Origin of the sequence: Staphylococcus sp. GDY8P126P (assembly GCF_017891965.1) — a bacterium.
GTDB lineage: Bacteria > Bacillota > Bacilli > Staphylococcales > Staphylococcaceae > Staphylococcus > Staphylococcus saprophyticus.
This window is the reverse complement of record NZ_JAESKG010000001.1, coordinates 411,405-424,287: the sequence shown is the minus strand read 5'-3', so window position 1 is coordinate 424,287 and position 12,883 is coordinate 411,405. Positions and strand designations below refer to the sequence as shown.

12 protein-coding genes, 1 riboswitch and 1 other annotated feature (1 of these 14 running past the window's edge) are annotated in these 12,883 nt (G+C 32.0%); of the genes, 9 read left to right on the top strand and 3 right to left on the bottom strand.

Annotation, left to right across the window (positions count from 1 at the left end; translation table 11 throughout):
- Positions 1-91 precede the first annotated feature (91 nt).
- The 5 genes from KA893_RS02035 to ribH all read left to right on the top strand — a co-directional run bounded on the left by KA893_RS02035 (position 92) and on the right by ribH (position 5,446).
- Positions 92-1,558, top strand: a complete 1,467-nt coding sequence (locus KA893_RS02035; protein ID WP_002482974.1) for an FAD/NAD(P)-binding protein — start codon at positions 92-94, stop codon at positions 1,556-1,558.
- 247 nt (positions 1,559-1,805) lie between these two features.
- A riboswitch (FMN riboswitch) is annotated at positions 1,806-1,939 on the top strand.
- A 159-nt stretch (positions 1,940-2,098) separates the two neighbouring features.
- Positions 2,099-3,142, top strand: a complete 1,044-nt coding sequence (ribD, locus tag KA893_RS02030; RefSeq protein ID WP_210125560.1) for a bifunctional diaminohydroxyphosphoribosylaminopyrimidine deaminase/5-amino-6-(5-phosphoribosylamino)uracil reductase RibD — start codon at positions 2,099-2,101, stop codon at positions 3,140-3,142.
- 6 nt (positions 3,143-3,148) lie between these two features.
- The gene (ribE, locus tag KA893_RS02025; protein WP_002482976.1) at positions 3,149-3,781 is read left to right on the top strand and encodes a riboflavin synthase; all 633 of its coding nucleotides are present in this window, start codon (positions 3,149-3,151) and stop codon (positions 3,779-3,781) included.
- Positions 3,782-3,792: 11 nt separating this feature from the next.
- Positions 3,793-4,974, top strand: a complete 1,182-nt coding sequence (locus KA893_RS02020; RefSeq protein WP_041080038.1) for a bifunctional 3,4-dihydroxy-2-butanone-4-phosphate synthase/GTP cyclohydrolase II — start codon at positions 3,793-3,795, stop codon at positions 4,972-4,974.
- A gap of 13 nt (positions 4,975-4,987) precedes the next feature.
- On the top strand, positions 4,988-5,446 hold the full coding sequence (ribH, locus tag KA893_RS02015; protein ID WP_041080037.1) for a 6,7-dimethyl-8-ribityllumazine synthase: 459 nt from the start codon (positions 4,988-4,990) through the stop codon (positions 5,444-5,446).
- Positions 5,447-5,710: 264 nt separating this feature from the next.
- Here the strand turns inward: ribH and KA893_RS02010 are convergent, their stop codons facing one another.
- On the bottom strand, positions 5,711-6,712 hold the full coding sequence (locus KA893_RS02010) for a proline dehydrogenase family protein (protein ID WP_037538235.1): 1,002 nt from the start codon (positions 6,710-6,712) through the stop codon (positions 5,711-5,713).
- Between the two features lie 266 nt (positions 6,713-6,978).
- Here KA893_RS02010 and KA893_RS02005 point away from each other — a divergent pair, with 266 nt between their 5' ends.
- The 3 genes from KA893_RS02005 (at position 6,979) to KA893_RS01995 (ending at position 9,547) form a co-directional block, all read left to right on the top strand.
- Positions 6,979-7,803, top strand: coding sequence for an alpha/beta fold hydrolase (locus KA893_RS02005; protein ID WP_037538238.1), 825 nt, complete (start codon positions 6,979-6,981; stop codon positions 7,801-7,803).
- A 235-nt stretch (positions 7,804-8,038) separates the two neighbouring features.
- Positions 8,039-8,995, top strand: a complete 957-nt coding sequence (locus KA893_RS02000) for an L-lactate dehydrogenase (protein WP_041080035.1) — start codon at positions 8,039-8,041, stop codon at positions 8,993-8,995.
- Positions 8,996-9,145: 150 nt separating this feature from the next.
- Positions 9,146-9,547, top strand: a complete 402-nt coding sequence (locus KA893_RS01995) for a transcriptional regulator, SarA/Rot family (RefSeq protein ID WP_002482982.1) — start codon at positions 9,146-9,148, stop codon at positions 9,545-9,547.
- 119 nt (positions 9,548-9,666) lie between these two features.
- Here the strand turns inward: KA893_RS01995 and mnmM are convergent, their stop codons facing one another.
- Positions 9,667-10,227, bottom strand: coding sequence for a tRNA 5-(aminomethyl)-2-thiouridylate-methyltransferase MnmM (gene mnmM, locus KA893_RS01990; RefSeq protein WP_011302854.1), 561 nt, complete (start codon positions 10,225-10,227; stop codon positions 9,667-9,669).
- A complete protein-coding gene (gene mnmL / locus KA893_RS01985; RefSeq protein WP_002482984.1) occupies positions 10,224-11,177 on the bottom strand; it encodes a tRNA modification radical SAM protein MnmL/YtqA in 954 nt (317 codons plus the stop codon). The genes mnmM and mnmL overlap by 4 nt, the downstream gene beginning before the upstream one ends.
- A gap of 109 nt (positions 11,178-11,286) precedes the next feature.
- On the opposite strand from mnmL, the gene KA893_RS01980 reads away from it, so the two are divergent.
- Positions 11,287-12,456 carry an MDR family MFS transporter gene (locus tag KA893_RS01980; RefSeq protein WP_210125558.1) on the top strand — a complete coding sequence of 390 codons (1,170 nt, stop codon included), beginning with the start codon at positions 11,287-11,289 and terminating at the stop codon, positions 12,454-12,456.
- Between the two features lie 287 nt (positions 12,457-12,743).
- Positions 12,744-12,883 (top strand) — a binding site (T-box leader) (it continues 51 nt past the right edge of the window).

Genomic DNA, 12,883 nt, shown 5'->3' with positions numbered 1-12,883 from the left:
ACGGATGAAACAACTGTAAACCATTAATGTGTAAAGTAAGATAAATCATTGGTATAATAAAGCTTAAATAAGTTTAGTTAGGATGTGAACTATGAGGATTGCAATCATAGGTATGGGTACGGCAGGTGTGAGTTTGCTAAAGGAATTAGTCAAACAGGAACGTTTTTCTGAATTAGCTATCGATGTATATGATAACCCTAAAAACATGGGGCAAGGTGTGCCGTTTCAAAACGATAGTGACCAATTATTAATTAATTTACCTGCAGAAGAGATGTCATTGAATTTAGAAAATGAACGGGAATTTTATGAATGGTATGAAAATCAATCAACATTTAAGTTTTCAAATCCGAAGTATTTGCCGAGGTTTATTTTTGGACATTATATGAAAGATTATTTGCAACAATTTATCAATCAGTATGATAATATTCACCAAATTTGTGAAGAAGTTTCTGAAGTCTTTATTGACTCAGATATAGGTCAAACAGATATACAATATAATGTTTGTACTGCAAATAACATAGAAAATCGAAAGCAGTATGATGTAGTATTTTTAGCTATAGGCACGTTGTCTTATCATGATCCATACAAATTGAAAGGCACGAAAGGATATATACAAACACCGTATCCTACATATAATACGTTAGATAATGTTAAAGATACAGATAGAATTTCTATTATTGGTACTGGACTAGCAAGTCTTGATGTGATTCGCTATGTAACAGCGCATCATCCTAATTTACCAATTACGGTTACAAGTCGTAAGGGTCACTTACCGAGTGTTAGAGGTGAGATGCCTGATATTGAATTTAAATATTTAACTCCTGAAAATTTTAATGAAATTAAAGAGAAACATTTTGGAAATGTGCCATTAGATGAGGCAATGCGGTTATTTATGAAAGACTGTGCACATTATGAAATTCCGGTAGAAACACTTGTGCATCGAAGAACAAATGATCCGATTATAGATTTAACTTACGATTTAGAACATGCAGAGGAGTTAGGTAAATTCCAAAGTATACTTGAGCTTGCCAAAGAAAATTTAAATTGGATATGGAATAGTTTGAGTCGTACTGACCAAAAACATTTTTTATCAAATTATCATGGTATTTTAAAAGAAAATTCTAATCCAATGCCTCCACAGACTGCACAATTACTCATTGAACACATTAATAATGGCTTAATTAAAATTGAGAAGGGCTTAGAATCTGTTAAACATAGTCAACATAGATTTCAATTAGAATTTCAAGACGGTTCGGTAGAAAATAGTGATGTAGTCATTAATGCGACAGGTTCGAAAACACAACTTTCAGATCTTGATAGTGATGATCAACTTGTGTTGAATTTAGAAAATAGACAAGTAGTACAAGCGCATCCACTTGGTGGTATACAAATTGTAGCTGAAACAAATCAAATTATAAGTCCAAGGTATGGCACGCTTAAAAATATGTATGCATTAGGTCAGTTAACAAATGGTATTAATCAATCGAGAAATGGCGTCATGATGATTGTAAGGCAAGCGGTAAGTGTAATAAATCATTTATTTGAATCAAATAAATGATTTAAAGTATCACTAATGGTTTGTTGCTTTAAACATCTGTGAGCGTTTAACGTATTATTTAATAAATGGGATTAGACGCTTTAAATAGTTCGTTTTTTGACTCATTTCTCCATGTAATTGTATTAATTATCAGAAAAATAAAGCCGACTTAGGCAATAAGAATTGTCATTTCTCAAAAAATGTAGTACGATGATTTTGTAACTAAGTTTCAGTTACATGACTCAATCATCAATTAACAATTTCATAGATATTCTTTCGGGGCAGGGTGAAATTCCCAACCGGCAGTAAATTAAGCCTGCGACCTGCATTTATGTGTATAAATGTGGCTGATCTAGTGAGATTCTAGAGCCGACAGTAAAGTCTGGATGGGAGAAAGAATGAAGTATAACAAAACAACACTTTTTAAGTGTCTATTTGGCATACCATAAATTTAAAATTTATGTATAAGTGTGTCTAATTTTTGCTAATAATGTTATATCAATAGATCCCACACCTGAAATGTTCATTTCAGGTGTTTTTTTATTATTTAGAGGTGATGAGATGAGTCAATATTTAAACTATGCTATACAACTTGCACAAATGGTTGAGGGACAAACAGGTTTAAACCCTCCAGTTGGTGCAGTAGTAGTGAATCGAGGACGTATCGTAGGTATAGGTGCACACTTAAAAAAAGGTGACAAACATGCAGAAGTGCAGGCGCTAGATATGGCAAAAGACAATGCGAAAGGTGGAACCATTTATATTTCATTAGAACCCTGTACACACTTTGGTTCTACACCACCTTGCGTCAATAAAATTATTGAGGCAGGCATTAATAGTGTTGTTTATGCAGTTAAAGATACTACATTACCTTCCAATGGTGACAGTATTTTACAAGAAGCAGGGATAGATGTTGAATTTCGACATCAACCTGATGCTGAAAACTTATATAAAGATTTCTTTATTACAAAACGACAATCTGTACCAATGGTAACAGTAAAGGTTTCTTGTAGTTTAGATGGCAAACAAGCGACAGATACTGGTGAAAGTAAATGGATTACCAATAAACTCGTGAAAAAAGATGTTTTTAAATTAAGACATCATCACGATGCGGTACTAACTGGTAGTGGCACGTTAAATACAGATAATCCACAATATACGACTCGAATTGAAGAGGGTAAAAACCCAATTAAAGTGATACTAGCCCAAAACGGTAACATAGATTTTAATTTAGACATTTTTAAAAATAAGAATACGCCGATTTGGATTTATACACAAAATGAAGCTTTAGTAACGGACATTGAACATGTTGAAATTATTCAACTTACAAATTGTTCAGTAGAAAATATTATGAAAAATTTATATGAAAAAGGTATAGGCAGATTGTTAGTAGAAGCAGGTCCCACAGTTACTTCTGAATTTCTTCAATCCAATTATACAAATAAACTAATTATATATTATGCCCCGAAAATAATTGGTGGTTCAGGCAAATATCAATTTTTCCATACGGATAAAATCATCGATTTGTCAGAAGTCCCACAGTTTGAAATTGTTGATTCACAAATGCTTGAGCAAAATCTTAAATTAGAATTACGAAAGAAGTGATTAAACATGTTTACTGGAATTGTTGAAGAAATAGGTACAATTAAAAAAATATCAACACAACAGTCTGTAGTTAACTTGAAAATTGAATGTCAAACGATTTTAACTGACATGCATATTGGTGATTCAATCAGTGTTAACGGAGCATGTTTAACAGTAATAGAATTTGATAATCACACTTTTTCAGTACAAGTTATAAAAGGTACAGAAAATAAAACGTATTTAAATCAATTAAGTCAATCTTCTGAAGTGAATTTAGAAAGAGCGATGAGTGGTCAAGGTCGATTTGGTGGACATTTTGTACTTGGTCATGTAGATGAAGTAGCGAAAATTAAACGCATTCAGTCATCGGATAATTCTAAAATTGTAACAATACAACCGTCAACGTCATTGATAAAACAAATGGTTAGTCAAGGTTCAATTACAGTTGATGGTGTGAGTTTAACGATATTTCAATTAAAGCAATCAGAATTCGATATACATCTCATTCCTGAGACAAGAAAATCAACGATATTAAATCAAAAGCGTGTTGGTGATCCAGTTCATTTAGAAACGGATATGTTATTTAAATACGTTGAAAAAATTATTGAAAATGATAATGCTAAATTAACTTCAGATAAACTTAAAGCATTTGGATTTTAAGGAGGGCTCATATGCAATTAGATAGTATCGATACAGCGCTGGAAGCACTAAAAAAAGGTGAAAGTATCATAGTCGTAGATGATGAAAATAGAGAAAATGAAGGTGACTTAGTAGCTGTTACGGAATGGATGAATGACAACACTGTTAATTTTATGGCGACCTATGGTAAAGGATTAATTTGTGCACCAATCAGTAATGCAATTGCTGAAAAGTTGGATCTAAATCCTATGGTCACGCATAATTCTGATGTTTATGGCACACAGTTTACGGTAAGTGTTGATCACATACAAACAACAACTGGCATTAGTGCAGACGAAAGAACAATGACAGCGAGAGCATTGATCGATGAGCAAGCTACTGGATCTGATTTTAATAAACCGGGTCATTTATTCCCTTTAATTGCACAAGATAATGGTGTGCTATCAAGACGTGGTCATACTGAAGCGTCTGTGGATTTAGCTAAATTAACTGGCGCTAAACCAGCAGCATTAATTTGTGAAATTATGGATGAAGATGGGACAATGGCAAAAGGAGCGTCATTAGAAGCATTTAAAGAAACGCATGGTTTAGTTATGATTTCTATTGAAGACTTAGAAAAGTATCGAAAATCTTCAATTTCTAAACTAGATGCAAAAGCAAAAGTTAAGATGCCAACAGAATACGGTAACTTTGATATGTATGGCTTTACTACAGATAATAGCGAAGAAGATATTGTTGTTATCGCTAATGGCGACATTAATAAAACTGAAAATGTTCGAATCCATTCAGCATGTTTAACTGGCGACATTTTTCATAGTCAACGATGTGATTGTGGTGAACAATTAGCAGCATCGATGAAATATATAGCAGAGCATGGTGGCATGATACTGTATCTTCCTCAAGAGGGTAGAGGCATAGGCTTAATTAATAAGTTGAAAGCTTACGAATTAATCGAACAGGGTTATGATACAGTTTCTGCAAATATTGCATTAGGATTTGAAGAAGATTTAAGAGATTATCAAAATGCTGCCCAAATATTAAAATATTTTGGTGTGGACAGTGTAAATTTATTAAGTAATAATCCGAAAAAATTTGAAAGTTTAGAATCATATGGTATTCATATTGCGAAGAGAATTGAACTCATCGTACCAGCCAATGCATACAATCAGGATTATATGAATACAAAAAAAGAAAAAATGGGTCACTTAATATAGGAGGTAATGAACAATGAATTTTGAAGGTAAATTAGTAGGTTCAGATTTAAAAGTAGCGATTGTTGTAAGTAGATTTAATGATTTTATTACTAATCGATTATTAGATGGTGCAAAAGATACATTAATTAGACATGAAGTACCGGAAGCTAATATCGATGTAGCATACGTACCAGGAGCATTTGAAATTCCTTTAGTAGCTAAAAAATTAGCTAAGAAAAATGATTATGATGCAGTTATCACTCTAGGTTGTGTTATTAGAGGATCAACGTCTCATTACGATTACGTTTGTAACGAAGTAGCCAAGGGTGTTTCAAAAGCGAATGATGTTACTGATACGCCAGTCATATTCGGTATTTTAACTACAGAAAATATTGAACAAGCAGTAGAACGTGCAGGTACGAAAGCAGGTAATAAAGGTGCAGAAGCAGCAGTAGGTGCGATAGAAATGGCTAATTTATTAAGAGAAATATAAAGTTAAACTTGTCTAATGCTTATCAATTTTTAATATCGTATCGTTTTTCAATTATATTAAATTAGTAGAACGCCAAAGACATGACAGCTTTGGCGTTCTTTGTTTTTATAATAAATTCAATGACTATCTAAATTAGAATTCGGATATGTAAATCTTTTTAAACATCATTGAACTTAAAATTTGTGCTCGTATGATTACTTAGATGTAGTGTTTAAAAAGTGAATTGTTTTAAAATAATTATTTATATATTGAACATTGAATTGATTATTTTTTAAGTACTCTATATAGTATTGAACCTGTAGCTACAACGCCAGCAAATATGCCAGCAATAGTGCCTACTTTTTTCAATATATCTGGTTTTAACAATTCTTTAAACATTAAATTCAAATTTTGTGGTCTTTCAGCTAATCTTCTCATAAAGTAACTGAACCAATCATCTCCATATGGCACATAAATGCAGAAATTGTTGCCTTCGCCGGCAATTTGTTCTGCTAAATCGGAGCGAAAGCCGTATAACATTTGAAATTCATAACGATCTTTATCAATTTTATTATCTTTAATAAATTGTTTGATTTGTGTAATGATTTTATCATCGTGTGTAGCGATAGAAGTAACGTTTTTAGCACTTAACAATCTTTTTTTTATTAAACGTATGTAGTTTTCGTCGATTTCTTCTTTTGTTTGAAAAGCAATAACTTCATTTTCTTTATATGCACCTTTAACCATGCGTAATCTTAGTTCAGGATATTTATCTATGAGCGCATCAGCTTTATATAAATATGCTTGAATGACTGTACCAACATTTTTAAATTCACCTTTTAATCGATCTAATACTTGAGTGATATCAAACAAGCTATCATACTTTTCAGTATCGATATTAATATGCATATTATCAAATTCATTTGCTTTCAATAATATTTCTCGTAAATTACGGTAAGCAAGATCTATATCAAACTCTGAACCTAGTTGGCTTAATTTCACAGACATATGTCCATTTAAACTATGATTATAAATGGCATACATGACTTCCAAAATTTGATCTTTAGCTTGGATAGCTTCACCTTCAGTTACGACAAACTCTCCAAGACAATCAACAGTCACTGTAATTCCCTTGTTGTTTAAACGTTCAATTGTGTCTATCAAGGATTTAATCGTATTACCCGCAACGACTTTATTCGCCCCAAACATGGGTCCTACTTCCTTGGCAGTCTTATTTAAAAACGAATTATTTGATAATCCGATAAAGAAATCTTTCACAATTGGCATATTAATTCCTCCCATTCCGCTTATAGCTATGTTTCAATAATAGTGTAGCATGAATCTAATAGTAATGAAATCGTTTGCAATAAAATATATTACACTTTAAATTTCAATATACACTCATGAGATATGTATTGAACAGAAATAAGAAATTTATTGTGGGAAATAAATTTAGTTTTATGTTTATTTAATATGTTTAAAATGGAAAAAGCATAGCGTATTTTGATACAATAAGCGTAATGAATTTAAATGTAGAAGGGGAAGTATGGATTATGTGGAAATGGGAAACCGAAAATGAAGCAAAAGGTGTCGTAGTAATTGCACATAACATGCTTGAACATACTGGAAGATATGCATATGTGATTACGATGCTTCGCCGAAATGGATATCATGTTATTATGGGCGATTTGCCAGGACAAGGGCAAACATCACGTTCAAATAAAGGTCAAATTGATAATTTTGATGTATATCATGAGCATATACTTGAATGGATTAGAATCGCAAATGAATATAAAATTCCAACTTATGTCCTAGGTATAGGTCTTGGTGGTTTGATTGTCTTAAATTTATTAGAAAAAACAGAAGTGCCGATTGAAGGCCTGATGTTGCTTTCACCACTTTTAGAATTTAAGAAAAGTAATAAATCTAGAAAAGATAAAATTATTTCTAATATAGGTAAAATTGCGAAAGATACTCGATTTAAAGTTGGTATCACAGTTGAAGATTTAACAAGAAACGAAGAAGTTATAGAAGAGACGAATAAAGATCAATTGATGTTAAATAAAGTAACTTACTACTGGTATAAACAGATTATTGAAATTATGAAAGAGACAGTCAACCATTTAAAAGATGTAAAATCATTGCCGTTATTATTAATGTACGGTACAGAAGATAGAGTTGCAGATATAAGCGCAATGGATTTAATAAAAGATAAAATAATGACAGAAGAACTTTATTTTAAAGCGTGGGAAGGATTATATCATGAAATTCATAACGAGCCTGAACGTGATGAAGTCATGCGATATATTTTAGCGTTTTTAAATAATAGTGCAAGTAACAATGGATTTATAGTACATGATGAAAATGAAGTTTCATAGTACCTGAATACAATGATAATACAGTAAGTGGCAAAAGCGGTGGATTTGTATCCTAATTTTAAAAGGATATGATTTCACCGTTTTTTATATTTGATTTTTATTGTAACTTATAATTAATATTTTTGTGAAATAAATTACAAATAACTATTGCAAATGCTCGGAGGAACTGATATATTTATATTGTGAAATAAATCACAATATAAATTATTAATTTTCATGTGAGGAGCGTTCTGTGATGGAATATATAAAAAGTAATAAAGTTGTTTTAATTGGTGATGGTGCAGTTGGATCAAGTTATGCATTTGCATTAGTAGCTCAAGGTGTGGCAGATGAACTCGTTATTATAGATTTAGATGAAGACAAAGTGAAAGGTGATGTAATGGACTTAAACCATGCGGCACCGTATGGAGGTTCACCTGTTAAAATTAAAGCTGGTTCATATAAAGCATGTCACAATGCTGATTTAGTGGTGATTACTGCTGGAGCAGCTCAAAAACCAGGAGAAACGAGATTAGATTTAATTGAAAAGAATACAAAAATATTTAAATCGATTGTTTCTGAAGTTATGGCATCTGGATTTAATGGGATTTTCTTAGTAGCCACTAACCCTGTTGATGTACTTACCTATGTAACACAACAAGTTTCTGGATTACCTAAAGAAAAAGTAATTGGATCAGGTACGATTTTAGATACGGCACGATTCAAATATGAATTAGCTGAAGAATTTGGCGTTTCTGATAGAAGTGTTCATGGACAAATCATTGGGGAACATGGAGACTCTGAACTAGCTGTTTGGTCACAAGCAAATATTGCAGGACAGCCATTATACCAATTGTTAAAAGATGATCCTGAAAAACAACATAGAATAGAAGAAATATTTGTTAATACACGAGATGCAGCCTATGACATTATTCAAGCTAAAGGTGCAACATATTATGGCATTGCTATGGGATTAGTGCATATAACTAAAGCGATTTTAAATAATCAAAATTTAGTGCTTACCGTATCCAGTCGTTTAGAAGGTGAATATGGTCAAGAAGATGTCTATATAGGTGTCCCTACAAAAATTAACAGACAAGGTGCGGTAGAAGTTTTTGAAATACCGTTAAACGATGAAGAAAAAACTTTATTTACCCGTTCTGTTGGTATTTTGAAAGAAATGCAAAATAAAATATCTCATTTAATTGCATAATTCATAGTTTAAATTTAAACTGTATATAAGATTAATTTTATTAAAAATTCTAATATTTATTCAGTGTAGAATTTATTTTACAGTGATTGATGATTTTTTGAAATTAATTTTACATGTTTAAACTTTATACTATGATTGGGGGATTACACTATGGGGAAGACATTTACTGAAAAAGTGGATGGCGTTTTGCAATTAGAATCTGTGTTGAAAGATATCGAGGATATTTTTGACAAAGTTCAAAAGCAATATAAAATGTCAAAAGAAGAAATTTTAATCCTTTTGACACTTTGGAAAGAAGGGTCAATGACTTTAAAAGAAATGGATGACTTTGTTCATATTAAATCATACAAACGTACACGTACGTACAATGATTTAGTTGAAAAAGCGTGGATTATTAAAGAAAGACCACAAAACGACGAACGTACAGTTATTATCCATTTTAATGAAGATTTAAAAGATCAAAGGGAAAGTCTTTTAAACTTTTTTAAAGAAGAAATTGATTCTAACTCATCTACTATTCAAAACAGTCTTAAATCTATCTTAAATCTATAGGAATTATGAATTTTACAGTGTAATTTACACAAAAAAGCTGCCAACAAAGTTTAAATACTTTTATTGGCAGCTTTTTTTATTTTTAAAGCGTGTGCTTTAGGAAAACTAAATGATAGAATTTATCTTTTTTCTATCGCACAAATAAATGGTGGATTATTTTGTTGATTGATAAATTGATATTTTAGAATATGTGCTTTATTTTGATCGAATTGTTCCAAATAATCTAGAATAGCATCTCGCTCCAATTTGCCTTCATCATGGCCATGATAAATAACAAGAATAATGATGCCTTCTATGGATAAAATATTAAATATTGCATTTATGGCAGCAATTGTACTTTCGGCTTGTGTAACAATGGATTTATCTCCTTTTGGTAAATAACCTAAGTTAAAAATCGCTGCGTCAATTTTACCTTGTTGATAATTTGGAATATATGATTGGATATTTGCATGGCTATCTTGAACGATAGTGACATTGTTAAAATCATGAATCTTAAGTTGTGTCTGCTTAATAGCTTCATCTTGTATATCAAAAGCATAGACATTACCGTTTGGAACTTGTTGGGCAAGAAAATGTGTATCATTACCGTTACCGCATGTAGCATCGATCACGATACTGTCATCTGATACGTGTTGTTGAATTAATGTTCTAGCAAAAGGGAGAATGCGTTCAAGTTTCATGACTTAACTGTGCTTTCAAAATATTTTCCTTGGTATGAATCTCGGCGAGCAAGTTCATTATCAATTTCATTGAGAACTTCCCATTTGTTAACACTCCACATAGGACCTACCATTAAATCGATTGGACCATCACCGGTAATTCTATGAACGATCATTTCTTTTGGTATGATTTCTAACTGATCACACACTAATTTAGTGTATTCATCTTGTGACATAAATTCTAGCATGCCTTTATCATATTGCTTAACCATTGGCGTTCCTTTTAATAGGTGAAGTAAATGTATTTTTATACCTTGTACGTCCATTTGAGCGACTTCTCGTGCAGTTTCCATCATCATATTATAATCTTCACCAGGTAAACCATTTATAATATGCGTACAAATGTTTATATTATGTTTGCGTAGTTTGGCAATACCTTCATAATAAGTTTTCATATCATGTGCGCGATTGATTAAATCAGATGTTTCTTGGTGTATTGTTTGAAGACCTAGTTCAACCCATAAGTAAGTACGTTCATTCAATTCTGCTAAATACTCGACTACATCATCAGGTAAACAGTCTGGACGTGTACCTATGGATAAACCAACTACACCAGGCTCTTTCAATGCAGTTTCATATTTTTCACGCAATACCTCTACGGGTGCATGTGTATTTGTAAAAGCTTGGAAGTAGGCGATGTATTGGCCATCGTGCCATTTTTCATGCATTCTATCTTTTATTTCTTTAAATTGTACATCGATTGGATCTACACGATTACCTGCAAAGTCACCGCTACCAGCTGCTGAACAAAATGTACAGCCACCATGTGCAACGGTACCATCTCTATTTGGACAATCAAATCCTCCATCAATTGCAACTTTAAATATTTTTTGTCCAAATTTATTTTTTAAATGATAATTCCATGTATGATATCTTTTATTCTCGAATGCGTAAGGGAAGAATTGTCCCATATAACATTTTCCTTTCTAAATTCATTCTAGTTAAAGATTTTAACATATTTTAATGATATAGTGTTTAAAGTAAAATAAGAAATTTTGATGTAGAAAGGAGCTTAATGTTATGAATATGCCTAAATCAGTGTGGTGGCTAGTAATTGGTATGGCATTAAATATCACAGGCTCAAGTTTCTTATGGCCATTAAATACAATTTATATGAATGAAGAATTAGATAAAAGTCTAACTATCGCCGGATTAGTACTAATGATCAATTCATTTGGCATGGTCATAGGTAACTTATTAGGGGGCATGCTTTTTGATAAATTAGGTGGTTATCGTACTATTATTATAGGAACAGTAATTTGTTTAATGAGTACAACACTGCTTAATTTTTTCCATGGTTGGCCATGGTATGCTGTATGGCTAGTAGCACTAGGATTTGGTGGCGGTATGATTGTTCCAGCAATTTATGCATTGGCTGGCGCCGTGTGGCCACGAGGTGGTCGTCAAACTTTTAATGCAATTTATTTGGCTCAAAATTTAGGTGTAGCCATTGGTGCTGCATCAGGTGGATTTGTAGCAGAATTAAGTTTTAATTATATTTTTATAGCGAACTTATTAATGTATGTCGCATTTGCAATTGTAGCCGTGACACAATTCAAAATTAATTTAGATGTTAAAGTGAAATCAACGGATGCAATGAGTCTTTTATCTAAAGCATATAGACCACAGTTTATAGCGCTAACGTTATTATGCGTTATGTTCAGTATTTGTTGGATTGCTTATATTCAATGGGAAAGTACGATAGCTTCGTTTACTCAAGAAATCAATATTTCAATGAGTCAGTACAGTCTGTTATGGACAGTTAACGGCATTATGATTTTAGTTGCGCAACCTTTAATCTTACCTGTCATTAGATTGTTAAAAGGAAACCTAAAATATCAAATGCTTGTTGGGATTGTCATCTTTATTCTCTCTTTCTTTGTGACAAGTTTTGCTGAACAATTTTCAATTTTCATGGTAGCTATGATTATACTTACTTTAGGAGAAATGTTTGTTTGGCCAGCCGTACCAACAATAGCGAATCAATTAGCGCCTAAAGGGAAAGAAGGTTCATTCCAAGGTTATGTTAATTCTGCTGCAACTGTGGGAAAAGCTTTTGGACCATTAATTGGCGGTGTTGTTGTAGATTCGTTTAATATGCAAGCTATGTTTTTAAGTATGATTGTATTATTACTTATTGCACTGGTATTCCTGTTAATATACGATAAAAAATTACCAAAAGATACGTAAGATATCTGATGAGTCTGGGATATAAATAAATATCTTAGGCTCGTTTTCAATTGGCAGTCAATGTATCGTCAGCGCTTTGTACAGAAGTGTGCCTTTTGTATAAGCATGAACCTTAATTATCCTTGCGGGCGTGGGTCTATGAAATCACTGTGAAAAACGTTGGTCTCTGTCTCACTAATTTATATAATAATTTATTTTTTAGTTATACATGCTTATCATATGTAGTAAATAAGTATGTTTCCTGTTAAATCAGGTTTTACTCTTGAAATAAATAGTTATTTCAAATATTATTAGTAATGTATAGGAGTAGTAACTTTAAAACTTATCTACAGAGAACTAGGGTTGGTGGAACCTAGTGTTAAGTTAAAGTGAACTTACCAGGACTTAAAGATAATTTATGACATCTCTTACTATTAGTTAAAATGAG